This is a genomic window from Vibrio tubiashii ATCC 19109 (assembly GCF_000772105.1).
GTDB lineage: Bacteria > Pseudomonadota > Gammaproteobacteria > Enterobacterales > Vibrionaceae > Vibrio > Vibrio tubiashii.
In genome coordinates this window covers 1,627,653-1,652,779 of sequence record NZ_CP009354.1, presented here as the reverse complement: position 1 = coordinate 1,652,779, position 25,127 = coordinate 1,627,653, and the positions used below count along the sequence as shown (strand labels likewise).

Here is a 25,127-nt window from a genome sequence, read left to right as displayed (position 1 = left end):
TTGTCAAATCAGGCACTGGATTCAAGAATGAATAATGACATTGAAAAAGACTTCAACTTAGGTGGCAGCGTAGAGCGCGCACTTTCGGGCGACTACGAACTTAAAGCCGGCGAGGTCTTTAAGGAGGCTTGGCAACACACCGTAAAGCACTTCCTTTCTTTTTCTCCAGCGATAGTGGTGCTGATTGTACTGCAATTGGCCATTTTCTACATCGCGCTGAAATTGCAATTAGGTAACCCGGGGATCATTATCGATGCCGTTACCAATCCAGACGCCTTTGATCCAAGCATCTTCAACGCGATTATGGTGGCAAACTTTAGCTACGAAGTAATTAGCGCACCAATTTATGCAGGGATTTCTTTGATGGCGATGAGCCATGCCGCCGGTCTGATGACCAAACCTCGTCATATTGGTAAAGGCCTGCAGTACACAGTGCCAGTCATTCTAGCCACCTTGTTTAGCTTGCTGCTACAAGGTATAGCAGGCATGATTTTCCCTCTACTGTCTCTATATTTGTCACTGGCATTTACCAATTCCATTCTTCTGATTTGTGAAAAGCAAGTGCCACCGATGCAATCTCTGCTTTTATCGCTTCGCGCAGTCAATAAGAAGATCTTCGTTCTAGCTGGAATATATTCTGTTGTCTCAGTCATGTTTGTTGTTGGTATGATGTTTTACGGCTTAGGGCTGATTTTCGTCCTGCCTTTCTTCTTCCACGTGAAGGGAATCGTATACCGCAATATGTTTGGCATTAAGTTAAAAATTATTGCTTCTGATAGACCAAAAGATGAAGACGACAATGACAACGATTCACAAGTGTTCAATGCGTAAAAGTGAATTCATTGCTATTGCTGCAGCTGGCGTTATCGCCGGCTGTAGTTTTTATGGCTATGAGCAAAACCAAGCCGAAGAGCGTGAGCGCCGTAAACAAGCGCAAGTCGCTGAGCAACAAGCACCGGAGTTTATTGGCAAGTCTATCGGAGCCGCTCCGGACTTTTCGGCGATTAAAGATGTTAAGCAGAAGAAACAAGCGTTTTTTGACTATCTAAGACCGGGCATCGCTTTAGAGAATCAGCGAATTGTTTCTGAACGCAAACGCTTAGATTCCATCAGAGATAATTTCCAATCAGGCTCTATCACTGCCTCTGATACTAGTTATGCTAAGCGCTTAGGTAAACTTTATAAGGTTGAACTGCCTGCTGAAGGCGTTTCTCAATATTGGCTAAACAACATGCTCCATCGCGTGGATGTGATTCCTGAAGCCTTGGTGCTTGTTCAAGGTGCCAATGAATCCGCTTGGGGGACATCTCGCTTTGCAACGCAGGCCAACAATTACTTTGGCCAGTGGTGTTACAGCTCCGGATGTGGCTTAGTGCCCCTGCAACGCGGAGAAGGCATGACTCACGAAGTCGCGAAGTTTAGCTCTGTTCAGCAATCTATTCATGGCTACTTCATGAATGTAAATCGAAACAATGCCTACAAAACGCTACGTGAAATTCGTTACCAACGTCATCTCAATGACCAAAGCTTGACCGATACGGATGCGGCAATGGCATTAACCAATGGATTGCTTAAATACTCTGAACGAGGTGAGGCATACGTCAACGATTTGCAAAGCATGATCAGGCACAATCAGCAGTTCTGGGAATTACCCTTAGCCAATCAATAGAATGCTAAATCAATAAGAAAAGAAAGTAATGAAAAAAGTATCGTTAGCGATTTTAGCCGCAGCCCTATCTAGCGCGGCAGTTTTGCCTGTTCAAGCGCAAGAATACATGTTTACTTACTCCAAGCTGTTTTCGCACATGAAACAGAATGCCAAAGAAGGACATGATGATGTAAAAGTGGGATTCTTTTTCCTTAACGCGGACACAAAACAACTGTGTGATATTGAAAAAGCATGGATGGAAAAAGAAGAGCATTACGAAGAGCTGACTATCTCTCCATATAATGAGGTGATTGTCCCGCTCGACAACAACCTAAAATCTGCCAATCCGCTTGTCTTTGTTCATACCCCAATGGATATGCGTTGCGACTTCTCAATGGTTGTGATGACCAAAGAACCGTTCTCAGGAGAGATAAGCTACGATCAAGTGAAAGTGCTTTTGCCTCAAATGCAGGCGATCTTAGAGCAGCTTGGTGGGATGTTTGCGAGTTGGTTTACACCGGATGTCGTAGGCGTCACGCTAGAGTTCCCGAACAAACTGAACTCGCAAATTCAGTTCTCTAACGGTACAACAAAACGAATTGTCGATGGCAAGGTTCAGGTCGCGCTCGATGAAATAGGTGAGGGTGGCACTATGACCCTTCCACAGGAAACTTCACGAGTACTTCCGTATCTGCCAAAGGCATAAAAGCTAAAAGGGTCGCAACTTGCGACCCTTTGTTCATCTACACGATAGCTTGATTTAACTTTTCGCTTGATACGCTTTGTTGATTGCGTCTGATCACGACAAAGAGTCGTATCAGCATGGCCAAAGCTGCAGTTGAAAGCCCAGTGACAATTCCAATCCAAAAGCCTTTCTCACCCATAGCAGGAACTAGGTAGTCAGTTAAACCTAACACCATACCCAGTGGTAGTGCCAATCCCCAGTAGGCTAAAATCGCAAGCATCATCGGCACTTTGGTGTCTTTATACCCTCGAAGTGCACCGTTAGCTGAGGTTTGTAGTGCATCGCTAAGCTGATACATCGCCGTAAACACCAGTAAAGTTGCGGCTGTCGCTGAAACAATAGGATCCGTTGTGTATAAGCGGATGATCCACTCTGGAAACAGAAGGAAGAATGCGACGGACATTAATGACAGCAATGCTGCGGTCACAACGCCGACATAGCTTCGCATCGCAGCTAGTTGGTCTTTTTGTTCGCCGAGCGCATGTCCGACACGTATTGTGATGCCAAACGAAAGACTCATTGGAATCATGTAGGTCATGCTCGAAATGTTTAGTGCTATCTGAGCCGCTGCCACATTTTCTGCACCAATTCGTCCAATAAGTAAGGCGATCACCGCAAAGATACTACCGCATACCGCAATATTCAGTCCGATGGGGAATCCTAGCTTAAACAGGTGACTGATCTCACTCCTAACTGGCTTTAGCTGCCCAAAATGAAGAATACGCTTATAGTGATGGTGATGTTTTATGTAGCTATAAAGTAAAGCGGACATCAGCCAATAAACAAGGCTGGTCGCCCAACCACAACCAACGGCTCCTAGAGCAGGGAAGCCAAACTTTCCGTAGATAAGGATGTAGTTGACTGGGATGTTTATAAGCAATCCTAAGACAGAAATAAGCATAGGCGCACGTGTATTGTTCATCCCTTCACAAAAACCGTTCAAGGTGTAAAACAGCGCGATGCCTGGAACACCAAATGCCAAGGCAACGACATAATCGCTCGCAATTGGAATAATCTCTTGTGCCACGCCAAGCGCAACAAGTATGTTTTCGCCAAGCATCAGATATACCATCAAACAAGCGCTCACAAACGCGGCTAGCCAAAGCATTTGAATGAATGCGACCCGAACTTTATCGAGCTGTTGAGCTCCGCGATGGAAGGCAACAACTGGGGTAAGCGCCATAATGATGCCTCGGAGAAGCAACGATACAGGTAACCACAAACTTGTCCCAAGCGCGATCGCCGCAAGATCAGCAGCACTGACTTGGCCAGCCATGGTAGTGTCAACAAAGCCCATTGCTTGAGTGGCAAGCTGCATAAAAATAATAGGGATCGAGAGATGCAACAGCGCACCCGATTCCTTAAAAAGGCCAGAAACAGAAAAAGATGTGTTTTGCATGAAAGTAGATAAACACCAATATCAATACACCAATGGAGGCAGGATGGCGACGTGCATTGTAGGGTGTGCCTGTTAGACATTCGGAAATATACGGGCTTTTGTATTGTGATTCAACTCAAAAAACGCAGCAAGATAAACGTTTGCGGTTGAACAACTTGTATCACAATGAATCGCTTAATTTTTCTGATACCAAATTGCGCTAAGTCAGTCGAAGCCAATAATTCATCTTTGAGAATCAATGAAGCATTTAATCCTTGTGAAAAAGCTCGTATAATCCACGCCCCAAATAAAACCACTTAGGAAGTGCTACTGTCGACTTGTTCGGCAATGTGAGAGCCCGCAATGAATCAAAAAGATACACGTAAAGAAACCTTAGAATTCAACAAACTTCAAAAGCGTCTGAGAAGAAATGTTGGAAATGCTATTACAGAATACAACATGATCGAAGAAGGCGATGTTGTAATGGCATGTATCAGTGGCGGTAAAGATTCATTTGCGATGCTTGATATTCTGCTCAACCTACAGAAAGCAGCACCGATCAGTTTTGAAGTCGTCGCGGTTAACTTAGACCAGAAGCAACCGGGATTCCCAGAGCACATCTTGCCAGACTACTTCGAAACGCTGAACATTCCTTACTACATCGTAGATAAAGATACGTACTCAGTGGTAAAAGAAAAGGTTCCTGAAGGCAAAACAACTTGTGGTCTTTGCTCTCGTCTACGTCGCGGTACTTTGTACTCATTTGCAGAAAAAATCGGCGCAACCAAGCTTGCACTTGGTCACCACATGGATGACATCGTAGAAACCATGTTCCTCAACATGTTCCACGGTTCACGATTAAAGGCGATGCCACCTAAGCTACGTTCAGATGATGGTCGCAATGTGGTAATCCGTCCTTTAACTTACTGTCGTGAAAAGGATCTGATCAAATACGCGGAACACAAAGATTTCCCTATTATCCCATGTAACCTTTGTGGCTCTCAGGAAAACCTGCAGCGTCAATCGATTAAAGCAATGCTAATTGATTGGGATAAAAAAACGCCAGGCCGTGTAGAGGCCATCTTTAAATCAATTCAGAATGTAAGCCCAAGCCAGCTTGCAGATAAAGAGCTGTTTGATTTCGTCAACCTTCCATTAGACCGTGAAGGCAGCCGTGAAGAATACGAGTTTAGTGAGGCGACTGTCTCCTCAACCAACATCGACGAATCTATGTTTATCGACGTTACAAACATCTAAAACGACATTTCACTCACATTAAAAAAGGGAAGATAGTCAGCTATCTTCCCTTTTCTTTATCTTACTGATTTAAATGGCAGTCTTGGGATCAAGTGGGCTAATATAGCCTTGCGGTTTCAGCGCCATCACATCGCAATTAATCTTATCAATCACATGTTCTGCGGTGTTACCAATAAACACAGCCGATAACCCAGTACGACCCGTAGTACCGATAATGACCATTGCTGCGTTTAGCTTTTCAGCAGCATCTGGAATCACATCTTCTGGTAGGCCTTGTTCTACTACCGTTTGGTCTTCATCATAGCCATGTTTCTGACGTAGCGCCTTCATGGCCGTAAGGTGGTGACCACGAACTGCATCTGTGTAAGTAGCAGGATCAAATTCAGGAAGCTCAATCGTAATGTTCGCAGGAGTAACAGGGTAGGCGTTAACTAGATAAGGCTTAGCGCCTAAACGTTCGGTTAAACTATTTAGTTGATCAACCATGGCATCATTCAAGCCTAAGTGGGTTTCGTTTTCTGATCCGACATGCACAGAGGCAAGAACACTCGCATCCGCTGGCCATTCTGTGTTCTTAACCAATAACACAGGGCAAGGGCATTTACGGAGCAAGTGCCAATCGGTTGGAGTAAAGATGACAGACTCAAGTACGTCATGCTTACGCGTTCCTTTAATCACGATGTCATGCTCACCGGCAAACACTTCTGCGATGATCGCTTCATAAGGGCGGTTGTGCCATACAACACGAACATCAAACTCAATCTCATCATTGATGTAATCTTTGGCGATCTTGCGCATCCACTGTTCACGCTGTTGAATCACGCCACGGCGCATCGCATCGCGCTCATCAATCGACAGCATAGACGTCATATCGTAAGAGAAGTCATAGATAGAGAGGAAGAAAGTCACTCGACTAGGCGACCGGCTTTTTGCGGCTAACTGCATCGCTCGCGCAAGCGCAGGCTGTTCGTCTTTGTTAATGTCGGCAACGACTAAAATCTTATTGTAAATACTCATATTGACTCCTTAGAGACGAGGAGGGGTATATGATTAATGTAGCTTAGATGGGAGGAGAGTTTTAGAAATACTTTGCGGAATTTGAGAGAAGTATGATGTAGCTCTATTTCGAAGTGAATTGCGAGCTACATCATTGAAAATTATTACGATTCTGTTGATACGCCTGCCAGTTCCATCAGCGCATCGTGGTCAAGAATAGTAATGTATTTACCCTTAACACTTAGGATCTCTGATTTCTGGAATCGACCAAGTAGACGTGAGATCGTTTCTACCGTTAAACCAAGGTAGTTACCAATGTCACCACGAGTCATGGTTAGACGGAATTCACGCGGGCTAAAGCCACGTTGCGAAAAACGAGTTGAAAGGTTGTATAGGAAAGCCGCCAAGCGCTCTTCTGCATTCTTCTTAGAAAGCAGCAAGATCATTTCTTGGTCACCTTTGATTTCGTTGCTCATCAAACGCATGATCTGCTGACGAAGCTTAGGCATTTTGCCTGATAGGTCGTCTAGAATTTCGTATGGAATTTCACATACCATCGACGTTTCTAGCGCTTGAGCGAAGCTAGGGTGAAGGTCGCCAGTAATTGCGTCAAAACCTACCAAGTCACCCGCTAAGTGGAAAGCAGTAATCTGCTCATCACCTTGCTCAGTGATTGTGTAGCTCTTGATTGTTCCTGAACGAATCGCGTAAAGAGACTTTAGTTCATCTCCTGCTTTGAACAATTCCTGTCCTTTCTGGATTGGCTTCTTACGCTCGATGATTTGATCAAGCTGATCGAGTTCAGATTCATTTAGCGTAAACGGAATACAAAGCTGGCTGATACTACAATCTTGGCAGTGAATTGCACAGCCACCGGATTGAATACGCTTTGTTGCAGGCTTTTCAGAAATCATAACAACCTTTCACTATTTGATATACATCAATATTTTAGCATCCATTAGCCCTAAAGGGTAGCTTAAAAAAATGTATAAAAACAGTTAACTATAAACTAATTGATAAGAGACTAAGTGCGCCATACGCTGTGTACAATCCATAAATTAAGATAGTAAAAGCAACGATATGACGAAATATGTCGGAATTTTGCAGCTTATGGAGCGACGTAGCCGCATGGCCAACAAGCAGCATCGCTGGTAATGTACCTGCGCCAAATGCCAGCATCACTAAAGCACCGTTGATTGCGCTTCCAGACACCGCCGACCAAGTTAAAGTAGAGTAGACGAGACCACATGGAATCCAGCCCCAAATAAAGCCAAATGGGAGCGCATGTAGCGGAGATTTTAACGGCAGCAGAGATTTGCCCGCAGGCGAGACCCTGCGCCAAATCACTTGCCCAAGCTTCTCTATATAAAGCAGGCCATGCCACCATCGGCCGATATAGCAAGCGAGTAGGATCATGAACAACGCCGCCGCCAAGCGTAACCAAACTAATACGTTGTTGAGCTGGCTAACTTCTGAAATAGAAGAAACCGCACCGCCAATCACTGCGCCAATGAGCGCGTAGCTAATAAGACGGCCACCGTTATAAAACAGAGGGACCAATTTTGATGGCTGAGACTGGCCTATAGTGAGCATGGACGCAATACCGCCACACATACCCATACAATGCCCAGCCCCTACTAAACCGATAAAGAAGGCCCCAATCCAGTCAGGGCTCATTTAGGAGGGTTCTCTTTATGATCATCCTCATCAAACAAGATGTTGTGACCTTGACGCTCTAGATCTTCAAACTGTTCGCTTTTCACAGCCCAAAGGAACACAGCCACCGCGAGACAAACCAGTACGATAGCGATAGGGATGAGGATATAAAGGCTTTCCATCTATTTACCTTTTTCTTTGAGCAAACGCAGAGAGTTAGATACTACAATAATTGAGCTCGCAGACATACCGACAACCGCAAAATATGGAGCAACAAATCCTGCTACCGCTAAAGGCAGTATCAGTAGATTGTAGCCAAGTGACCAAGCAAGGTTTTCTCGAATGATTTTACGCGTTTGTAGTGCTAATTCACGCGCTTCTAAAATACGGTCAAGCCTGTCGCCTAACAGCACCATATCAGCCGATGCTTTCGCCACATCAGCACCACCACCCATAGCGACAGAAAGGTGCGCGCCGGCCAACGTTGGCGCATCATTAATACCATCACCAATCATCATCGTAATGTCATTGGAGTCTACCTGCTGCAAGTAAGATAACTTATCTTGAGGTTTAGCTCCTGCTACGACATCTTCAATGCCGATTTGGTTTGCGACGAGATCAGCGTTTTCTTTCGTGTCACCAGTTAGAAGAGTCACCTTTACACCCGATTTCTGGAATTTTTCGATAAACTCTTTGGTTTCAACACGAATAGGGTCACGATAGCCAAAGCTCGCGACATGTTGTCCATCAATAGAAAGAAACACTGTATTCGCTTTAGAACGTTGTCCTTCACCCAAAACAAACTGAGCGCTACCTATCTTAACTTCTTTATTTTGATAGGTACCTTTGATGCCTGAACCAATAACATTCTCAACGTCAGATACTGTGATATTAACATCCGCATAAGGTTTGAATGCACGAGCAATAGGGTGGTTCGCGTGAGACTCAAGTGAAGCCGAAACCGCTAGCAATTCATCTTTCGAGAAGTCTGAATTAACCTCTACTTCATTGATTTCAATGTCACCGTGGGTGAGTGTACCTGTCTTATCAACAATCAGGTGGTTCACCTTACACAGAGTTTCAAACACATGGCTTTTACGCAGTAGAATACCTAAGTTACCCATACGTGATGTCGCACAGGTTAATGCTGTTGGCGTCGCCAGAGACAACGCACAAGGACATGTTGCAACTAACACTGACAACATAATCCAGAACGCATCATCAGGTCTGCTAGAGTGCCAGAAGAACCAAGTGCCCGCTGCGATAATTAGAATTACCGCCACGAAATAACGCGCCACAATATCGGCGATTTCAGCAATTTTTGGTTTTGACAACTGTGCTTCATCTTGCAGGCGTACAATATTAGAGATCATTGAGTCCGCTTTTGAAGAGGTGACTTCTAACTCAAACGACTCTTCACCATTTAGCGTGCCCGCAAAGACATGATCGTCAACTTGCTTAACGACGGGTAGAGATTCGCCCGTTAGCATCGATTCATCAATATGAACGCGGCCAGCAATGATCTTACCATCAGCCGGGATATGTTCGCCCGGTAGAACGCGAATTTGGTCACCGACTTTTAGCGTTTTAACAGGGACTTGGTCACCGTTAAGTTTATTGGCAATAGCAGGAATCAGTTTTAACAGGTTTCCGCTTGCCGCTGCGGCTTTGCGGCGTGCGCGCATCTCTAGGAACCGACCAACCAAAAGGAAGAAAGCAAACATTGAGATAGATTCAAAGAACACTTCACCTTGCTCGGTCACCGTTGCGACCAAACTCGCACAATAGGCAAAGATCATCGCGATAGAAACTGGGACATCCATGCCTAGAGTACGGCTACGCAGACTACGCCACGCATTAATATAGAATGGGAGAGCAGAGTAGAGCATCACCGGCGTGGCAAAGATCAAGCTTACCCAGCGAAAGTAGTTTTTAAACTCAGGCTCTAAGTCACCAAACACTTCTAGATAAAGCGCAACAGCCAGCATCATCACCTGCATTGTCGCTAGACCTGCAATACCTAAACGATACAGGTATTGCTTCATCTGTTGGTGATAGGCGGCTTCTTGCTTATCAGCTTCAAAAGGTGCGGCTTTATAACCAAGTTGGTGAATCAGAGAGAGTATTTCACTCAGTCTTACTTGAGACTTGTCCCACGCTAATAAAGCACGGTTGGTTGTCGTATTAACTCGAATCGACAGAACACCACTTTTGGAAGAGACTTGCTTTTCGATCAACCATGCACAGGCTGCACAAGATACGCCTTCAAGTGACAATGTCACCTCAGAGCTATCTTTGCTACTGCGGACGAATTCAGACTGTACGTCGTCATTGTCATAATGAATCAATGCTTGAAGCTGCTCGGGGACAAGGTCTGCTTTTTCTGCAGGAGCAGTACGATATTGATAGTAAGAGACCAAGCCGCTGTCGACGATAGTCTGAGCTACCGTTTCACAACCTGGGCAACACATTTCGCGTATGCCGCCCAAAATTTCGACTTTGAAATCCGTGTTGGCTGGTACATCTTCACCACAGTGATAACAGGATTTACACATAGACGCTTCTTAGTTAGATAGTTGTACTGCTGCCGACGTTGGGAACTCGATACGGCCTTGGATTAACCACTCCTCATCATGGGGCGTTAACTCAACAAACCATGGTCCTTGAAGCGCATCGTCAAGAGTGAATCGATATACACCACGCGCATCTGAAGTCACCAGTTTTGTGAAATCGTGGTCAGGAAGGGTACGGTGGGCAAACATAGCAGTGATTGCTGGGTAGTGATCTAGTTGACCTTTATCAAATTCAATCACCACTGCGTTCCCTTCAGAGTGGACTGAAGCTTTGAGTCCAAGTTCTTTGGTCACATTGACTCTTGAAATATCGACGTTGATCCCTTTACCTTTTTTATAGTAATCCTCGGTAACCAAATGAACAGAGTGGTTTGTAAGTATCGCCACTCGAACCAAAGTTAGTATAGATACTCCAACCGTAAGGGAGAGTATAAACCAGGGCCAAAACTGCTTATACCAAGGCTTTTCCATAAAAAAGTTCTCAATTGAAAAATTAAAAAAATTAGGGCTTTAACTGTAAAGAAAAGACAGCCCCTTTACCATCTATAGAGAGTAAGGGGCTGTAATAGAAATGTAACTTATTGTTCCGAGTTGCTTAAGCTCCACACATAAGCTGAAACTAGCTGAACTTTGTCTTCGCCTAGAATGTCTTTCCAAGCTGGCATTACGCCCGAACGACCGTTCATTACTGTTTCTGTTACTTCTGCGCGAGAACCACCAAACAACCAGTCTTGATCAGTTAGATCAGGTGCACCAACTGCTGGGTTACCTTTACCATCTGTACCGTGACACGCTGCACACACTACGAAACGAGCTTTACCAGCTTCTGCTTCGCGAGCGTTAACAGAACGTCCAGACAGGCTTAGCGTGTAGCTCACAACTTCTTTCACGCCTTGCTCGCCTAACGCGTCTTTCCAACCTGGCATTTGACCGATACGACCTTGCATTACAGTCGTAACAATCGCTTGTGGTTCGCCGCCGTATAGCCAAGCATCATCTGTCAGGTTAGGGAAACCTTTCTGACCACGAGCATCAGAGCCGTGACACTGAGAACAGTTTTGCAGGAACAGACGCTGACCAACTTTCACTGCTTCGCTATCCGCTGCAATTTCAGGGATAGGGCGCAGCTCAGTTGAGCCATCTACGTAAGCCAGTTTTTTAAATGCTTCACCGAAGTAAGTATCTGCATCATCTAGCTCTTTAGCGTACTGAACCAACTGCTTGTTCTCTTGCGCTTTTGCAATCGACGCTTTTGACTCTTCAAGAGAGCGTACTGTTTGGTCAGAACTCTGCCAACCTAGAACGCCTTTGAAGTTACCTAAACCTGGGTACAGAGTTAAGTAAATAGCTGCGAATACAAACGTACTTACAAACAGATAAGTCCACCACTTAGGCAGTGGGTTGTTTAGTTCACGAATACCATCGTATTCGTGGCCCATATCTTCACCTTCTTCAACACCCATTTTATCTTTAAGGCACCAAAAAAGGAGCGCAGCACAGCCGACCAGTGTTCCGACTGTGATGATGATTATCCAAAGACTCCAAAATGTCGTCATTGCTTAGTCACTCCTTGTTCTTTTTCAGGCGCTTTCTGCTCATCAGCAAAAACAAGGTTTGCAGCTTCATCAAAGCGTGCTTTACGGCTCTTACCGTAAGCCCACCAAACCACACCTAGAAAGCTAACGAACAGAACTATGGTCCAAATACTGTGAATAGTACCGATATCCATAATGTCACCCCTTTATTACTTCATTGCGTGACCAAGAGACTGAAGGTAAGCGATGATTGCATCCATCTCTGTTTTACCTTCTACATCTTTAGACGCGTTTGCGATTTGCTCATCAGTGTATGGAACACCAAACTGATCACGGAAGATTTCAAGTTTCTTCTGAGTGTTCTTACCATCAAGAACATTTTCTTCAAGCCATGGGAAACCAGGCATGTTTGACTCAGGAACCAACTCACGTGGGTCAATTAGGTGTACGCGGTGCCACTCATCAGAGTAACGACCACCAACGCGCGCTAGGTCAGGACCTGTACGCTTAGAGCCCCATAGGAACGGATGCTCGTATACACTTTCACCAGCAACAGAGTAGTGACCGTAACGTTCCGTTTCAGAGCGGAATGGACGAATCATCTGGCTGTGACATACATTACAACCTTCGCGGATGTAAACATCACGACCTTCCATTTCAAGCGCTGTATAAGGACGTAGGTTCTCTACAGGCTCAGTCGTTTGCTTTTGGAAAATCAGGGGAGTTATCTCTACAAGAGCACCTAAACTGATTGCAAAAACGATAAGAATCGCGAGTAAACCGACATTGCGTTCAACAATTTCGTGGCGATTGTTAGAATTAGAACTCATTCTTTAAATCTCCTTATGCCGGCTGTGGGATAGCTTTAAGGCTATCTTTAGGCGCTGTTACCGTCTTATACGTGTTGTATGCCATTAGGAACATACCTGCTAGGAAAATAAATCCACCTAGGAAACGTACGAAGTAGAATGGGTAAGACGCTTCAACTGACTCAACAAAGCTGTAAGTCAACGTACCGTCAGAGTTAACCGCACGCCACATCAGACCTTGCATTACACCAGAGATCCACATTGCAACGATGTATAGAACTGTACCGATAGTTGCTAACCAGAAGTGAGTATTGATTAGACCAACAGAGTACATACGCTCTTGACCGAATAGGCGAGGGACTAAGTGGTATACCGAACCGATAGATACCATAGCAACCCAACCTAGTGCACCAGAGTGTACGTGGCCGATAGTCCAGTCAGTGTAGTGAGACAGTGCGTTAACTGTCTTAATAGACATCATTGGACCTTCAAACGTAGACATACCGTAGAACGATAGAGATACGATTAGGAAACGTAGGATAGGGTCATAACGTAGTTTGTGCCAAGCACCAGATAGCGTCATGATACCGTTGATCATACCACCCCAAGAAGGAGCGAATAGAACCAGTGACATCACCATACCTAGAGACTGCGTCCAATCTGGAAGTGCAGTGTAGTGTAGGTGGTGAGGACCAGCCCAGATGTATAGAGATACTAATGCCCAGAAGTGAACGATAGACAGACGGTAAGAGTAAACAGGACGTTCAGCTTGCTTAGGCACGAAGTAGTACATCATACCTAGGAAACCAGCTGTCAGTAGGAAACCTACTGCGTTGTGTCCGTACCACCACTGAACCATTGCATCCACCGCACCTGAGTAAATCGAATAAGACTTACCAAGAGATACAGGGATTGCCATGCTGTTTACGATATGAAGAACCGCAACAGTGATGATAAAGGCACCGAAGAACCAGTTTGCTACGTAGATGTGAGATGTCCTACGGGTTATCAATGTTCCGAAGAACACGATAGCGTAAGAAACCCAAACAACTGCGATGGCAATATCGATTGGCCATTCTAGCTCTGCGTATTCTTTACCAGAGGTGAAACCCAATGGCAGAGTAATCGCAGCTGCTAAAATGATGGCTTGCCAGCCCCAAAAGGTAAAGGCGACAAGAGGGCCACCAAAGAGACGAGTTTGACAGGTACGCTGAACAACGTAATAAGACGTTGCGAACAGGGCACTTGTACCAAACGCAAAAATAACCGCATTAGTATGCAGAGGACGTAAGCGACTGTACGTCAACCACGGCGTATCAAAGTTTAGCTGTGGCCAAACTAATTGAGCGGCAATCAAAACACCAACGGCCATTCCGACAATGCCCCAAAGAATAGTAACAAGGGTAAATTGACGGACGACTGTATAGTTGTAGTTTTGTTCAAGCTGCTTTTCTTGGCTCATTTGCATGCTTCCAATTTCTAATTAACTACACTTTACTTCCAACACGACACATGTCGTAATGCCACCCAAAACTGTTAAGAAAATCACACCAAAATTCATTGGTTAAATATTCTTGCCAGTTTTTAAAAAAAGTGGCATTTTCAGCCGCCAACTATACTGCATTTAACAATTCAATGACAGCGTAGTAACCTTACAGTCGGTCTGGTTTTGGCCTTTTATTTTAAAACTTTGAAGTTTGTTACACGGAGAACCCCACATAATGGCAGCACAGAAACTCACACGAGGCCGTTTTGTTCAAATAATCATCATGTTAACCCTACTTATTACAGCGTTTATTTGGCGTACGGTCACATTCACCGAAGGGCAAGAAATAGAGTGTAAGTTGAAACCAAATTGTACTTTTAGTGTTAAAAATGACCAGTTTTCAGCTTCGAAATTGGAGGGAAAAATAACCCTGAATAAACCCTCAAATAACTGGAAGATTTCAACCGAAAATAAGTCTGTTCAAATCATAGAAAATGAAAATAATTGGCAAATAAAAGGGGAAGAATTCGATAACCTAGAAATTCAATTATCCGATCTACAAGAAAGCCAAATAGTCGGTGTAAAGTTTAGAATTTAACCAAAAAGCCATCCTGAATTTTCTCCTAATAATTTCTTCTAATGCGGTGACCTGATTTGATAGGTTTACCGCATAAAGTTACTTAGCCTGTCATTTATCCGACTATTTCTTTTGTGAAATCAATCTCGTGTTCTATCTTTTCAATTAATGATAGTTAACCAAGTAGTTGCAAGTTTGTTCTCGGCTTGAAGCGTATGCGAGGGAAATAATGTCCACAGTCACAGTCTTTTTTAGTGGTACCGGCGCCACATCGGAAAATCATGTTCATAAAAGTTATGCTTCCGGTGAGTTAGTTTCTGTCCTCGCAAAAAACGTATTGGGTCGAGATAACATCGACTATATACAAGTTGATGGAGTAGGGAGTGGGAACCTAAGTGAATGGCGCAAACAGACCGATGATCAGGTACATTGGACTGTGTTCGGCCAACTGGCAGGCTGGGGCGTAGAGAGCAATATCTCCCATGTCATTAACTTGCTTAAAGGCAGCTCTAGCGAAAAGAAAGACTATAAAGATAGAGCAAGTGCTTTGTTGGATGAATCCAAACCTTTTAATCGCCTTAGCTCTGCGTATTCACGCTGGAAACAAGAACGAAACGAGTTGGCTAGCGATCTGAAAAGCGGCTTGGATTTACAAATGGAGAACATAAAAAGAGAGCGGCAGAGAGATCCCATAACACAGCTGAATCTTATCGGCTGGAGTCGTGGTGGCGTAAGTTGCTTCGAACTTGCTAACGAGTTACTTGAGCATCCGCAGCTTGCGAACATAAGTGTCAATATATTCGCCCTCGATCCTGTACCAGGTGGTCTTAACGCCTTTAAGAACTATAAGTCGCTAGGCTCAAACGTAAAGCAAATCGTTTGTTTCTATGCCAAAGACGAACGTTCTTTATTCTTCAAGGCTAGAATGCCAAAACTCCATAAGAACACTAAGTTCTACACAACCATGATTCCCGGTAGACATGCGACATTAGTGGGAGCATCACAAACGAGCGGCGGTGGCAAGGGTGAGCATAAACTGTTTGGCCCTGGACAGATCACCCGAGATTTCGCAGAAAAGGTTCTGACTAGTTGGGGAACAAACTTTTCGAGCAATTCAACGCTCAATTATTCGAAAGAGCAAATCCTAGAGACGTACCAACGTATTGCAAGCAACAAAGCACAGTTCGAAAAAATGCAGAGTAATGTTTATACACTGAAGAATCAGATTTTCACATCAACGCCAGATCGTATTGCAAAACCATCAGTGCTAATGGGCATTGATGGAATATTCGAAAACGCAGTAAATAGACACCATTACGATGTATTGAACAACAACATCTTCGCAATTCGTGGAACAACTTCAGCGCTGTGCTAAACGATCACTAATAAACAGTATTAGAATCGATAGATTATAAATACTGTTTATTAGGTATTTTATGGTAAATCCATTATGTTCAATGAATTAGAGCAAAGTAGAGGAATAACAGCCATAAACAAGCCAGATTTCACGTACACGCACACAGTATTTAACATAATATACATAATGCGCACTTAGCATGTAAGAGCAAAGTTGTAATGTCCGGTTTGAGCAATTTTAAAATGTCCTCTTATGCTTAATGAACACGCTGAGCTTTGAGGATCTTAACCGATGCTAATTCCAATGAGTGACCGAAACATTAATCGTTTTAAAGTGCTGCAAGATGTTCGCGAACGCCGCCTTCGCAACATCAGCCACGCGTTTACCAACCCCGTTATCGCAGAGACTGTTTAGGCAAACTTATCCAAATTGATGGCTCACACCACGATTGGTTTGAAGGACGTTCTGAGAAATACTGCCTACTGGTTTTTATCGATGATACGACTCCTAGCGCCCCTAATGAATCTAAAGTTTACCTATTAAATTAGGTTGGCTAGCTATCTTTGAAGAAAATGGCAAATTATATCTAGACCGTTCACCGAGTAGAATCTTTCTGATTTATTTTTTCAGCCATTGTAATTAACGCCTCATGCGCAAGTTTAGTTGATTTGGCATGTTTCTCGATAGCAATGAAAAGCTCCCTGTAGCTTATGTCCACTTCTGCCATTTTTTCTACAGCCTCAAGTAGAACTACGTGCTCTAACGTATCGTCTTCTGCGTGTTCTTTTAAGAGTTCTATTACTCTTTTCATTCAACCCCCTATACCAATTGGGTCACGTTACATTTCAAGTGTAGACCACAAAACGAGTCCATCAGCACACTAACCACATACACTTGTATGGTTCAGAAAAGAGTTTGTTGAGCAATTGATTTGCTTAATAAATGTTTATCAATACCTTCGATACCACCAAGCAAAAATGGACTATTCGGATCGTGCTTTAAACGGTTCTTCTGTACCGACGTTTCACTATACGTTGCGTAACAGTATTTGCAGCCGTGTAAGCATGTGTTGTAACTACCAATATCGATACTTTTAACGCAGCCACATTCGGTTCTTTGGTTTGGGTCTTTTCGATGCGTCGTATCAATACCAAATACATGTTTCATCAGCTCATCATCGATGCACTTACCAGGTTGAATACCGATATCCGTGAGATCTATGCCTTCAGCACACGTTTCAATGGCTAAATTATACTGCTGACAAACCTCTACCATAAACATGCTCAGGTCGTTCAGCTCACCTTGATTTGCGGTTAAATCGCGATAATTTAAACTGGGTACCGACTTCAATCCGTGTTCGGTTTTCGTATACAAATCAACGAAACTTATCACTACTCTATATGTTTTTCCCGCTAACAGGCTCGCTATTTTGTGGAATTTTCTTTTGTGCTCACTAAGTGGTGTCAAATTGGAAACAAGTATGGGATCGTAACGCCAGATTATTTTCGATGGCCCGATAATGTCGCTTAAACGCACAAACGTTTCTATTGATTGATAAGTGCTCGGCAAATGCCCTTCAAGCGCTTTGGGATATCCTGTAATGGTATATTGAAAGTAATAGTTAAACTCGGAAAGCTTTGGCAGGTGTTTGATTAGCGGCTCTGCATTTCTCGTCCAAAACACAATCGCATCTACATGTTGAGGTTCAAGAGAAACACGCTTTATCTGACTTGCGTTAAAGGGGTTTCGAGTCAGTAGAAACCCCTCACGAATGCGACTCATGAACCAGCGATGATAAAAAGCAGGAATGTCCGTCCTTCTACTAGCGCTTATAATCATTGCAGATGACCACCTAAACTTTGACTAGCCCCTTATTAAAGGATAAGTACTGAGCGGCTATTTTTCGCACCTAAAGAAAATAAAGTTCGGATTGCGCTTGAGGTGTTGGTAGGCCTCTTCAGAGATCGCTTTCGCACGCTCATCAACTTCGCCCTCTGAGATCCTTGAAATAACTAAACCAGAAGAAGTGACAGCATCACTTATTTCAGTCAAAGAGCGACGATAAAAACTCACTTCCACAGGATCCCCAACAGTGTTCCAATCTTCGGTCACTCGCTCACGCTCAAAGTAGTTACCGCTAATTGTACATTCAAAATCTGAAAATGGATGGTGAGTCGAGAATACTATGTAACCACCGGGCTTAAGAACGCGATAAACGTCATTAAATACCACATTCAAATCTTCGATGTAATGCAGCACTAAAGGACAAACGATGATATCTGCACTGTTGCTCGCTTCGTTGGGTAGCCCTTTTGATAGGTCTTGTACATAGGCCGTTAGACGAGCACAGTATTCAGACTTAACAAGGTCGATCATTTCAGCAGAAAGATCCACACATGTTAGGCTTGAGACACTTTGCTCTAAAAACCACTGGGCATAAATTCCAGAACCACATCCCATATCCACTACTGCTTTCCCTTTCACATCCCCTAGCAACGCAAGCGTGGATGGTCTTTCAAGATATGCATTGTAGATATTGCCCTTTACAGCTTCACTGTATTTTTGGGCGTATTTTGTATACATCTCAGACATGACAGCCTCCATCCTACGTTGTATATCTCGCTATCTTTGCAGTAAACAATATGTGAGCGAATATTATGAAGCATACTCACATATTGACAATGTGCCAGAGAATGTTTTAGTTTTTTTCACCAATAATTAGAAACTTAGCTGCGTTACAGTGGTATACATCTCATGTAAATAAGAACCGTGTCCCTTATCCACCATGGAGGTAAGTATGAGAAGTACATTTATTGCCCTAACCTTGTTTTTGAGTATACAAGTGAGCGCACAGGTAACCAACTACACTGGCTCATGGAAGAACGTCGATGATGGCTCCGATGGTATCACTGAATTACAAATTAAGCGAAACGATGATAGCTACGTGATTAGCGCATGGGGCAAATGTCATCCCACGGATTGCGAATGGGGCGAAACCCCGCTTAGGTTAGTTGCACTATCGCCGGGAGCGAAACCATCCACTGATGAGGCTATTGCAACTTGGACGACCCACTTCTCCGACATAAGGCTGATTGTCGTTCGAAGAGACAGTAAACTTATCGTGACCAGTTATACCGAGTTTACAGATAAGTCGGGAAGAGACACGTACAAGATGATTTACGAGTTTGAAAAGCGCGACAACTAACCATCGTTTCCTGTAAAAGAGCGGGTTTCCTACTCGTTCTTTTAATGTAAATGTCAAGCAAGTCCCAACAATATGTTAAGTTACCTTTGCTTCATAAACGCAATCGTTAAACCAGAAGCAATAAACGTCATCCCTGCCCCAATATTCAAGCCAGAGACAGTTCGAGGCTTATTGCGAAGCCAATTGGCTAGCTGAGAAGAGAAAACACCCATCAAGCTAAAGCCTAGCGCCGTAAGGAGCGCAAACCAAGTGCCGTAACCCACCATTTGAACGGTAACTGACCCTAAGGTTGGATTGACAAATTGAGGGACGAACGCAAGCACAAACAAACCCGGCTTTGGGTTGAGTGCGGCCGATAAAAAACCAGTGAGAAATATCTTTGAAAGCGGCAGTTTCTTTGCGGGCTCAAGAGAGAACAGACTACGAGAGCGCAACACTTTTATTCCGAGCGAAATCAGATAAATCGCTCCTACTATTTTGACGGCGTAAAAAGCGAGTTCAGATGTTTGTATGAGTAGTGTCAAACCGAAGGTGGCAGCTAGAACATGAAATAAGATACCGGCTCCCGAAGATAAACCAGATACAATGGCTGCCCACCGGCCTTGACTTAAACCTCGACCAATAGCCAGTAGATTATCAGGGCCTGGAGAGATGACTAATAATGCGCAGGCTAATGTATACGTGACAAACACTTCAGCGGGAAACATGGACACTCCTTTGTCGAACATTTTTCAAGCAAAAACTTATCCTTACATGATTCGTCATTTCTCGCAAACCAGCTTAATAAGAGACCCTGTCACTTGTTGAATAAATACTGCTCTAAAGGATTTACTCCTAACTTTTCTCCTATCCGTAGATAAATATGTATTTGGCATAAAAATTCGATTAGTTATAGTGCATTATATAATGCTAATACTATTTTGATAATCCAACTCGTCCGGGATTCAAGTCTCTGATAGTTTGCAAGGCATCTGGCGGCATTTGAACGTTCGCAAACCAAAAAGGTTTGTGTTTTTCTATAAAAGCGTTGCTTCGATCTAAAGTGTCGAACATGGCATAGGCCTGTGCTTGAGCCAACGCTACCCCTGCGTCACTTCTCTCTATAACTGGCACGTTGTTAATGTCTTCCTCAAGTGCATTTCGAATAGGTATAGTAAAGGGGGTCCACTCAATTGCCTCTAACACTTTGCGAGTAAGAGTGGCCTCTAGATTATGAATGATATGCGGCAAGACACTTAAATCTGGCCGCACCTCGCCACATGCGTAATACTCTTCACGCAAGTTGTTTTCTCGATACCATTGCATTTTTGCCACTTGCGCATCTTCGAACAGTAAACTGAAATGGTTAACTATAGCGAAGTGGCTCATGGTTCTTAGCACGCCAAGTAGAATCCCCTGCTGCGGACATTTCAATCCAGATTGTTCCAGTCGAATTCGAGTCACGTTTGCGGTTAATACCATATACTGCCAAAGCTTGGGAGCAATATTTTTGGTCACTGGGTCATGCCATTTTAGAATCGGTTTTACCATTAAGATAGGCAGTAAAAGCCCACAGTTGTCTATTCCTATTGAACCTATCGCAATTTTGGGGTCTTGAATGCTGCGCGGAGAGCGACCTATGCGTTTGCAGAATTTGGGGTTGTTCACCAGATCGACGACATTCGATTTCAACTGGTTGTCGTTGGTGGTCAGTACAGCAAGCTTACCAAAAGTTAAGGATGGCGAGTACGCAATACTAGAGAAATAGGAGAAATCTGGAAATCGCCCAAACAGCTGAAGGACAGACATCGCTTCAAGCTTTTCACAAATATATCGTTGCGCGTGCTCTGCAATATCAGACACCACAGAAACAAGGACCTTTTGCCGGTCTTCTACCGCTTGCCTTCGCTCTTGCACCTTTTCTTTTTCACACTCAAGCAGTAAACGCTGGTTATGGGTAATACGCTCTTCTTCTTTTAAAATAACACTATCACAGAACTCGCTTTGTCGACTCAATGTGCTATCAACATCCGATTGATCGAGAATGTACTTTAAGCTCACTAACCACTTAGCATGACGCTCTCTCGTCATATGTGTAATCTTTTGAGCTAAAGCGTTCGCTTCCTCATTATATTTCTTGTTACTGATCAGTGAGCTTTGCATGCTTCAGTCGCTTAACGTCATCCATTAATTACAAACTAGTTTTCGATGTGTAATCGGATGTATTTCTCTGGAGTAACATAGGTAAAGCGTTGACCTATTCGCAGCGATTTTTTACTCGATTTACACAGCTGATAGTCGCCCGTTGACGAGACTCTTTTAACTATAGCCACTGAATCATGATGGTTCATCTCGATAAACAGGTCGCAATAGCCGTGCAGATCTTTGTTACTGATTTGCTTTTGAATTATGACTTTAAGTTTTTTGGCCAATGGGTTTGACTCGGCATCGTCAGCGACTGCTGGCAAACTCAATAGAATCAAAAGAAAAATATTGTTAGATTTCATAGGTTACCTCCGAGCTCAAAGTAGCAAATCGCGTCTTACTTTGAACTTGGAGATAGCTGATTTTGGGGAGAGATTATGGACGGTGGAAATTGATAAGTGTATCAGCCAGTATGTTTCTTCCCTTTACTACGAAAACCTTGATGCGGGAACACATTGCGGATTCGTTGTTGCACCTTCTTTGGTACCTGCTTCGACATAACGAGCTTGGTGCCAGTGCGCTGTTGATATACTTTTAACTCACCACTAAAAGGCGTACGTTCAGCAATCTCAACCACATTGTGTTTAAAGCTAGGGGGAAAATGCCCTTTTTCCCGAGTAATTTTACCGTCAGAGAACGTTACTTTTAGAACTGGCCTATCAACCGCCACTAACCAAAAAATCACGATAGACGCGATAAGAATAACATACAGCATAAACTCTCCTTGTTAGTCGAGTAACTTGGTCAAATCTTCCTTTAAACTGCTTACGGCTTTACTTGCTTTTTCACTCCGGGACGCTTCGGACAGCAAATATTCGATAGCATCTGACAAAGTACATCCAAGCTCATTCGCTCTGTGGGATAACTTTTCCCAAACGCGATAATCTAAGTCTATCGACTTTTTCTTGGTATGAATTTGCTCTGCGTTAAAATGACGTTTACGTTTCGCACGAATGGCCTGCTTAAGCTTGTTATCAAGCTCTGGCGACATGTGGTTCTCAATCCACTCAAGAACCTTCGTTGGCTCGTGTTCTAACTGGCGAAGCTCGTTGACTGCGGCATCCGCCTCACTCGTATCAATATGACAAGTGATCGCTTCACCCGCCTTCCATTTATTGATCAAGTAATTCCACTTCCAACCACACTCTAAGTTTTCAAGCTGTTGATATTTCATTGCAAAGCCATTCCGTTAACGTTCTAGGTGACAGCGTAACCCTAAGTGATAAAAGTTACAATCCCCATTGTAATCGAAAAGCGATCAAGATCATCAGATAAAATTATCTATATCTCCCGATGGGGTTTTTCTATATAATTTTCATCCATTTTAAGTACATGAACTGATTTAATGAACCAAGAAAGCTGGCACGCTGTCACACCACAATATTCACAATTTGACGCACAGATCCAACGATTCGACGAACTGGATAACGTTGATTTCTTCGATATTCAACCACGACTTAAGCAATCATTGGAAACGTTAAGTGCGATCAAGGGCTTTAGCCGCTTACTTATCATTAATTCCACAGACAACTCGTTCTACCGCGATCTTATTAAAGATGGACTGAAAAAGTTTATTGGTCAAAAGCCTGTCGCTACCACTGAGTCTTTGAACATTGCGACGCTATTGGGCTCATACACTTGCGATGACAAGGGTGACATTGTCACGTCTAGTCATGGCCTACTTGAGCAAGCAGATGGTGGCTATCTGGTGATTCCCGCGACATTGTTGCTCGCTAACCCAGCAAGTTGGCAAACTCTAAAGTCCGTTCTCTTAGGTCAAGCCGTTAGCCCGGTTAACGCCAATCCACACAAGATCGCCACCTGTCCACCAGCTAAAACTTATGACATCAAAATCGTCTTGGTCGGTGATCGTCACCAAATTGCTGACTTTGAGTACTTGGAACCAGAGCTGTATACCGGACTCGCTATGTTTACTGAGATTGAAGATGAGTTCGCGGTAAGCAGTCAGACTATCGAACAGTATTTAGGGTTTCTTGCGTGGCTCATTAAGAAATATGAGCTACCTACTCTTTCATTTGGCGCTATACACCGTTTAATGAATGCGGGAGCACGTTACACCGAAGATCAAAACTACATGCCTATCGAGGTTCTTTGGTACCTTTCTCTGTTTCAAGAAGCGTTACTCACATCGAATAACAAGGTACTTTCCGAGCAAGATCTTGAGCAAGCCCTAGATGCCAAATACCATCGCGAAGCCTACCTGCCAGAGCGTGCACTGTCAGACATCACTGACGGGCAAGTCATCATAGAAACGCAAGGCGAATGCATTGGTCAGGTAAACGGCCTTACTGTTATTGATGTCCCAGGTCACCCAATGTCTTATGGTGAGCCAGCACGAATCTCATGTGTTATCCACTTTGGTGACGGCGACATCTCTGACGTTGAGCGCAAAGCAGAGCTAGGCGGTAATCTGCATGCTAAAGGCATGATGATCATGCAGGCATTTGTTAGTAGTGCATTGCAACTTGATGAGCCTCTACCATATTCAGCTTCCGTCGTATTTGAGCAATCTTATAGTGAAGTCGATGGTGATAGCGCAACGTTAGCAGAGCTTTGCTCCTTCGTTTCAGCACTCTCTGAATACCCTATCAATCAGCAGATTGCTGTGACGGGTGCAGTTGACCAGTTTGGTCGCGTGCAAGCCGTTGGCGGTTTAAATGAAAAGATTGAAGGCTTTTACCACGTCTGTAAGCATCAAGGTTTAACCGGCAAGCAAGGTGTTGTGTTACCTAAGTCGAACCTTAAGCATTTGTCGCTTAACAAAGACGTGGTTGAGAGCATTAAGAAAGACGAATTCCATATCTGGTCTGTATCGACTGTGGACGAGGCAATTCCTATCATTATGGGTAAGCCTTTCCGCGGTGAAGATGAAGAAAGCGTTATTAGTAAAATAGCGCAACGTATTGAAAACTTTGAAAGACACGAGCACCCGCAAGGAATTGTGGAGCGCATCAAAAACTGGTTCGTTTGAACAAAATTTCGCTCATAAATCGACTGATCGGAGTTGTTTAGCGTACACGTGTTCACTAACATGCTGCTATCAAAAATCGGAGTAATTGATAATGCAAAACAAACGTGATTCTTATAACCGTGAAGATCTTCTAGCGTCTAGCCAAGGCGAATTGTTTGGTCCTGGTTACCCTCAACTACCTGCGCCAAATATGCTGATGATGGATCGCGTCACTAAGATGTCTGAGACTGAAGGTGATTTCGGTAAGGGTCTGATTCTAGCTGAGCTAGATATTACTCCAGATCTATGGTTCTTTGATTGCCACTTCCCTGGCGACCCAGTAATGCCTGGCTGTCTTGGCCTTGACGCAATGTGGCAGCTAGTGGGCTTCTTCCTTGGCTGGGTTGGCGGCAAAGGTAAAGGTCGTGCTCTAGGTGTTGGCGAAGTGAAGTTCACAGGTCAAATCCTACCTACAGCGAAAAAAGTGACGTACGAAATTCACATGAAGCGCGTCGTTAACCGCAAGCTAGTGATGGGTCTTGCTGACGGTCGTGTTCTTGTTGACGGTAAAGAAATTTACGTAGCGAAAGATCTTAAAGTTGGTCTTTTCCAAGACACATCTGCTTTCTAAGCATACTGTACTTTACGAAAGCGACTCACTTGAGTCGCTTTTTTGTAACCAACATATTTAGTTATAGTGCATTAGATAACGACTTAAAAGCCCCTTTCGGGGCTAAGTTCCTTTGTTGT

29 protein-coding genes are annotated in these 25,127 nt (G+C 43.8%); 10 read left to right on the top strand and 19 right to left on the bottom strand.

Annotation, left to right across the window (positions count from 1 at the left end; all coding sequences use genetic code 11):
* The first annotated feature begins 27 nt into the window (after positions 1–27).
* Genes IX91_RS07445 through IX91_RS07435 form a run of 3 tightly spaced genes read left to right on the top strand, consistent with a single transcriptional unit; the run spans position 28 to position 2,354 of the window.
* A complete protein-coding gene (locus tag IX91_RS07445) occupies positions 28–831 on the top strand; it encodes a DUF2189 domain-containing protein (RefSeq protein ID WP_004745937.1) in 804 nt (267 codons plus the stop codon).
* Positions 824–1,669, top strand: coding sequence for a glucosaminidase domain-containing protein (locus IX91_RS07440; RefSeq protein WP_004745936.1), 846 nt, complete (start codon positions 824–826; stop codon positions 1,667–1,669). Before IX91_RS07445 ends, IX91_RS07440 begins: the two co-directional genes overlap by 8 nt.
* Positions 1,670–1,697: 28 nt before the next feature.
* Positions 1,698–2,354 (top strand): DUF2987 domain-containing protein, encoded by a 657-nt coding sequence (locus tag IX91_RS07435; protein WP_004745933.1) that lies wholly within the window; start codon positions 1,698–1,700, stop codon positions 2,352–2,354.
* A 37-nt stretch (positions 2,355–2,391) separates the two neighbouring features.
* On the opposite strand, the gene IX91_RS07430 is transcribed toward IX91_RS07435, so the two are convergent.
* Positions 2,392–3,792 carry an MATE family efflux transporter gene (locus IX91_RS07430; RefSeq protein ID WP_004745931.1) on the bottom strand — a complete coding sequence of 467 codons (1,401 nt, stop codon included), beginning with the start codon at positions 3,790–3,792 and terminating at the stop codon, positions 2,392–2,394.
* 342 nt (positions 3,793–4,134) lie between these two features.
* On the opposite strand from IX91_RS07430, the gene ttcA reads away from it, so the two are divergent.
* The gene (gene ttcA / locus IX91_RS07425) at positions 4,135–5,028 is read left to right on the top strand and encodes a tRNA 2-thiocytidine(32) synthetase TtcA (protein WP_004745928.1); all 894 of its coding nucleotides are present in this window, start codon (positions 4,135–4,137) and stop codon (positions 5,026–5,028) included.
* Positions 5,029–5,097: 69 nt separating this feature from the next.
* Here ttcA and uspE read toward each other — a convergent pair whose 3' ends face one another.
* From uspE to ccoN, 10 genes are all read right to left on the bottom strand, one after another.
* Complete coding sequence (uspE, locus tag IX91_RS07420) at positions 5,098–6,045, bottom strand: universal stress protein UspE (protein WP_004745925.1); 948 nt, start codon at positions 6,043–6,045, stop codon at positions 5,098–5,100.
* 143 nt (positions 6,046–6,188) lie between these two features.
* Positions 6,189–6,938, bottom strand: coding sequence for an FNR family transcription factor (locus IX91_RS07415; protein ID WP_004414051.1), 750 nt, complete (start codon positions 6,936–6,938; stop codon positions 6,189–6,191).
* Between the two features lie 88 nt (positions 6,939–7,026).
* Positions 7,027–7,701 carry a sulfite exporter TauE/SafE family protein gene (locus tag IX91_RS07410; RefSeq protein ID WP_004745923.1) on the bottom strand — a complete coding sequence of 225 codons (675 nt, stop codon included), beginning with the start codon at positions 7,699–7,701 and terminating at the stop codon, positions 7,027–7,029.
* Positions 7,698–7,862 carry a cbb3-type cytochrome oxidase assembly protein CcoS gene (gene ccoS / locus IX91_RS07405; protein ID WP_004745922.1) on the bottom strand — a complete coding sequence of 55 codons (165 nt, stop codon included), beginning with the start codon at positions 7,860–7,862 and terminating at the stop codon, positions 7,698–7,700. The genes IX91_RS07410 and ccoS overlap by 4 nt, the downstream gene beginning before the upstream one ends.
* On the bottom strand, positions 7,863–10,235 hold the full coding sequence (locus IX91_RS07400) for a heavy metal translocating P-type ATPase (protein WP_004745920.1): 2,373 nt from the start codon (positions 10,233–10,235) through the stop codon (positions 7,863–7,865).
* A 9-nt stretch (positions 10,236–10,244) separates the two neighbouring features.
* Positions 10,245–10,724 (bottom strand): FixH family protein, encoded by a 480-nt coding sequence (locus IX91_RS07395; protein ID WP_004745918.1) that lies wholly within the window; start codon positions 10,722–10,724, stop codon positions 10,245–10,247.
* Positions 10,725–10,831: 107 nt separating this feature from the next.
* Positions 10,832–11,809, bottom strand: coding sequence for a cytochrome-c oxidase, cbb3-type subunit III (gene ccoP, locus IX91_RS07390; protein WP_004745917.1), 978 nt, complete (start codon positions 11,807–11,809; stop codon positions 10,832–10,834).
* A complete protein-coding gene (locus IX91_RS07385) occupies positions 11,806–11,982 on the bottom strand; it encodes a cbb3-type cytochrome oxidase subunit 3 (RefSeq protein ID WP_004745916.1) in 177 nt (58 codons plus the stop codon). The genes ccoP and IX91_RS07385 overlap by 4 nt, the downstream gene beginning before the upstream one ends.
* Before the next feature lie 15 nt (positions 11,983–11,997).
* Positions 11,998–12,618: a cytochrome-c oxidase, cbb3-type subunit II gene (gene ccoO / locus IX91_RS07380; protein ID WP_004745914.1), complete on the bottom strand. Its 621-nt coding sequence runs from the start codon at positions 12,616–12,618 to the stop codon at positions 11,998–12,000.
* 13 nt (positions 12,619–12,631) lie between these two features.
* Positions 12,632–14,059: a cytochrome-c oxidase, cbb3-type subunit I gene (gene ccoN, locus IX91_RS07375; protein WP_004745913.1), complete on the bottom strand. Its 1,428-nt coding sequence runs from the start codon at positions 14,057–14,059 to the stop codon at positions 12,632–12,634.
* A 259-nt stretch (positions 14,060–14,318) separates the two neighbouring features.
* Between ccoN and IX91_RS07370 the strand changes: the two genes are divergently transcribed.
* The 3 genes from IX91_RS07370 to IX91_RS26940 all read left to right on the top strand — a co-directional run bounded on the left by IX91_RS07370 (position 14,319) and on the right by IX91_RS26940 (position 16,431).
* On the top strand, positions 14,319–14,681 hold the full coding sequence (locus IX91_RS07370; RefSeq protein WP_004745911.1) for a hypothetical protein: 363 nt from the start codon (positions 14,319–14,321) through the stop codon (positions 14,679–14,681).
* Between the two features lie 208 nt (positions 14,682–14,889).
* Entirely contained in the window at positions 14,890–16,035 is a 1,146-nt protein-coding gene (locus IX91_RS07365; RefSeq protein WP_004749462.1) for a hypothetical protein, read from the top strand.
* Positions 16,036–16,308: 273 nt separating this feature from the next.
* Positions 16,309–16,431, top strand: a complete 123-nt coding sequence (locus IX91_RS26940) for a hypothetical protein (protein WP_004743215.1) — start codon at positions 16,309–16,311, stop codon at positions 16,429–16,431.
* 181 nt (positions 16,432–16,612) lie between these two features.
* On the opposite strand, the gene IX91_RS07360 is transcribed toward IX91_RS26940, so the two are convergent.
* The 3 genes from IX91_RS07360 to IX91_RS07350 form a co-directional block, all read right to left on the bottom strand.
* Positions 16,613–16,828 (bottom strand): hypothetical protein, encoded by a 216-nt coding sequence (locus tag IX91_RS07360; protein ID WP_004743216.1) that lies wholly within the window; start codon positions 16,826–16,828, stop codon positions 16,613–16,615.
* A gap of 92 nt (positions 16,829–16,920) precedes the next feature.
* Positions 16,921–17,856, bottom strand: a complete 936-nt coding sequence (locus IX91_RS07355; RefSeq protein WP_004749463.1) for a DUF1848 domain-containing protein — start codon at positions 17,854–17,856, stop codon at positions 16,921–16,923.
* A 57-nt stretch (positions 17,857–17,913) separates the two neighbouring features.
* Positions 17,914–18,609, bottom strand: coding sequence for a class I SAM-dependent DNA methyltransferase (locus IX91_RS07350; RefSeq protein ID WP_004743218.1), 696 nt, complete (start codon positions 18,607–18,609; stop codon positions 17,914–17,916).
* Positions 18,610–18,814: 205 nt separating this feature from the next.
* Here IX91_RS07350 and IX91_RS07345 point away from each other — a divergent pair, with 205 nt between their 5' ends.
* Complete coding sequence (locus IX91_RS07345) at positions 18,815–19,222, top strand: hypothetical protein (RefSeq protein ID WP_004743219.1); 408 nt, start codon at positions 18,815–18,817, stop codon at positions 19,220–19,222.
* Positions 19,223–19,302: 80 nt separating this feature from the next.
* Here the strand turns inward: IX91_RS07345 and IX91_RS07340 are convergent, their stop codons facing one another.
* From IX91_RS07340 to matP, 5 genes are all read right to left on the bottom strand, one after another.
* Positions 19,303–19,929: a LysE family translocator gene (locus IX91_RS07340; protein ID WP_004743221.1), complete on the bottom strand. Its 627-nt coding sequence runs from the start codon at positions 19,927–19,929 to the stop codon at positions 19,303–19,305.
* Positions 19,930–20,137: 208 nt separating this feature from the next.
* Positions 20,138–21,364 carry an HDOD domain-containing protein gene (locus tag IX91_RS07335; protein ID WP_004743222.1) on the bottom strand — a complete coding sequence of 409 codons (1,227 nt, stop codon included), beginning with the start codon at positions 21,362–21,364 and terminating at the stop codon, positions 20,138–20,140.
* Between the two features lie 35 nt (positions 21,365–21,399).
* On the bottom strand, positions 21,400–21,708 hold the full coding sequence (locus IX91_RS07330) for a hypothetical protein (RefSeq protein WP_004743223.1): 309 nt from the start codon (positions 21,706–21,708) through the stop codon (positions 21,400–21,402).
* Positions 21,709–21,809: 101 nt separating this feature from the next.
* Positions 21,810–22,121: a DUF3634 family protein gene (locus tag IX91_RS07325; RefSeq protein ID WP_004743224.1), complete on the bottom strand. Its 312-nt coding sequence runs from the start codon at positions 22,119–22,121 to the stop codon at positions 21,810–21,812.
* 12 nt (positions 22,122–22,133) lie between these two features.
* Complete coding sequence (gene matP, locus IX91_RS07320; RefSeq protein WP_004743225.1) at positions 22,134–22,580, bottom strand: macrodomain Ter protein MatP; 447 nt, start codon at positions 22,578–22,580, stop codon at positions 22,134–22,136.
* A gap of 171 nt (positions 22,581–22,751) precedes the next feature.
* Here matP and IX91_RS07315 point away from each other — a divergent pair, with 171 nt between their 5' ends.
* On the top strand, positions 22,752–24,398 hold the full coding sequence (locus IX91_RS07315; protein WP_004749464.1) for a S16 family serine protease: 1,647 nt from the start codon (positions 22,752–22,754) through the stop codon (positions 24,396–24,398).
* Positions 24,399–24,489: 91 nt separating this feature from the next.
* Positions 24,490–25,008, top strand: a complete 519-nt coding sequence (gene fabA / locus IX91_RS07310; RefSeq protein WP_004743352.1) for a bifunctional 3-hydroxydecanoyl-ACP dehydratase/trans-2-decenoyl-ACP isomerase — start codon at positions 24,490–24,492, stop codon at positions 25,006–25,008.
* The last annotated feature ends 119 nt before the right edge of the window (positions 25,009–25,127 follow it).

Excerpts from the sequence above, each read along its gene's own strand:
- IX91_RS07385 (WP_004745916.1), bottom strand. The coding sequence starts at position 11,982 with ATGGATATCGGTACTATTCACAGTATTTGGACCATAGTTCTGTTCGTT.
- IX91_RS07445 (WP_004745937.1), top strand. The coding sequence starts at position 28 with ATGAATAATGACATTGAAAAAGACTTCAACTTAGGTGGCAGCGTAGAG.
- IX91_RS07315 (WP_004749464.1), top strand. The coding sequence starts at position 22,752 with ATGAACCAAGAAAGCTGGCACGCTGTCACACCACAATATTCACAATTT.
- IX91_RS07415 (WP_004414051.1), bottom strand. The coding sequence starts at position 6,938 with ATGATTTCTGAAAAGCCTGCAACAAAGCGTATTCAATCCGGTGGCTGT.
- IX91_RS07350 (WP_004743218.1), bottom strand. The coding sequence starts at position 18,609 with ATGTCTGAGATGTATACAAAATACGCCCAAAAATACAGTGAAGCTGTA.
- IX91_RS07345 (WP_004743219.1), top strand. The coding sequence starts at position 18,815 with ATGAGAAGTACATTTATTGCCCTAACCTTGTTTTTGAGTATACAAGTG.
- ccoP (WP_004745917.1), bottom strand. The coding sequence starts at position 11,809 with ATGACGACATTTTGGAGTCTTTGGATAATCATCATCACAGTCGGAACA.
- IX91_RS07370 (WP_004745911.1), top strand. The coding sequence starts at position 14,319 with ATGGCAGCACAGAAACTCACACGAGGCCGTTTTGTTCAAATAATCATC.
- ccoN (WP_004745913.1), bottom strand. The coding sequence starts at position 14,059 with ATGAGCCAAGAAAAGCAGCTTGAACAAAACTACAACTATACAGTCGTC.
- IX91_RS07430 (WP_004745931.1), bottom strand. The coding sequence starts at position 3,792 with ATGCAAAACACATCTTTTTCTGTTTCTGGCCTTTTTAAGGAATCGGGT.
- matP (WP_004743225.1), bottom strand. The coding sequence starts at position 22,580 with ATGAAATATCAACAGCTTGAAAACTTAGAGTGTGGTTGGAAGTGGAAT.
- IX91_RS07360 (WP_004743216.1), bottom strand. The coding sequence starts at position 16,828 with ATGAAAAGAGTAATAGAACTCTTAAAAGAACACGCAGAAGACGATACG.
- IX91_RS07400 (WP_004745920.1), bottom strand. The coding sequence starts at position 10,235 with ATGTGTAAATCCTGTTATCACTGTGGTGAAGATGTACCAGCCAACACG.
- IX91_RS07395 (WP_004745918.1), bottom strand. The coding sequence starts at position 10,724 with ATGGAAAAGCCTTGGTATAAGCAGTTTTGGCCCTGGTTTATACTCTCC.
- fabA (WP_004743352.1), top strand. The coding sequence starts at position 24,490 with ATGCAAAACAAACGTGATTCTTATAACCGTGAAGATCTTCTAGCGTCT.
- IX91_RS07410 (WP_004745923.1), bottom strand. The coding sequence starts at position 7,701 with ATGAGCCCTGACTGGATTGGGGCCTTCTTTATCGGTTTAGTAGGGGCT.
- IX91_RS07435 (WP_004745933.1), top strand. The coding sequence starts at position 1,698 with ATGAAAAAAGTATCGTTAGCGATTTTAGCCGCAGCCCTATCTAGCGCG.
- ttcA (WP_004745928.1), top strand. The coding sequence starts at position 4,135 with ATGAATCAAAAAGATACACGTAAAGAAACCTTAGAATTCAACAAACTT.
- IX91_RS07325 (WP_004743224.1), bottom strand. The coding sequence starts at position 22,121 with ATGCTGTATGTTATTCTTATCGCGTCTATCGTGATTTTTTGGTTAGTG.
- IX91_RS26940 (WP_004743215.1), top strand. The coding sequence starts at position 16,309 with ATGCTAATTCCAATGAGTGACCGAAACATTAATCGTTTTAAAGTGCTG.
- uspE (WP_004745925.1), bottom strand. The coding sequence starts at position 6,045 with ATGAGTATTTACAATAAGATTTTAGTCGTTGCCGACATTAACAAAGAC.
- IX91_RS07365 (WP_004749462.1), top strand. The coding sequence starts at position 14,890 with ATGTCCACAGTCACAGTCTTTTTTAGTGGTACCGGCGCCACATCGGAA.
- ccoS (WP_004745922.1), bottom strand. The coding sequence starts at position 7,862 with ATGGAAAGCCTTTATATCCTCATCCCTATCGCTATCGTACTGGTTTGT.
- ccoO (WP_004745914.1), bottom strand. The coding sequence starts at position 12,618 with ATGAGTTCTAATTCTAACAATCGCCACGAAATTGTTGAACGCAATGTC.
- IX91_RS07340 (WP_004743221.1), bottom strand. The coding sequence starts at position 19,929 with ATGTTTCCCGCTGAAGTGTTTGTCACGTATACATTAGCCTGCGCATTA.
- IX91_RS07355 (WP_004749463.1), bottom strand. The coding sequence starts at position 17,856 with ATGATTATAAGCGCTAGTAGAAGGACGGACATTCCTGCTTTTTATCAT.
- IX91_RS07335 (WP_004743222.1), bottom strand. The coding sequence starts at position 21,364 with ATGCAAAGCTCACTGATCAGTAACAAGAAATATAATGAGGAAGCGAAC.
- IX91_RS07330 (WP_004743223.1), bottom strand. The coding sequence starts at position 21,708 with ATGAAATCTAACAATATTTTTCTTTTGATTCTATTGAGTTTGCCAGCA.
- IX91_RS07440 (WP_004745936.1), top strand. The coding sequence starts at position 824 with ATGCGTAAAAGTGAATTCATTGCTATTGCTGCAGCTGGCGTTATCGCC.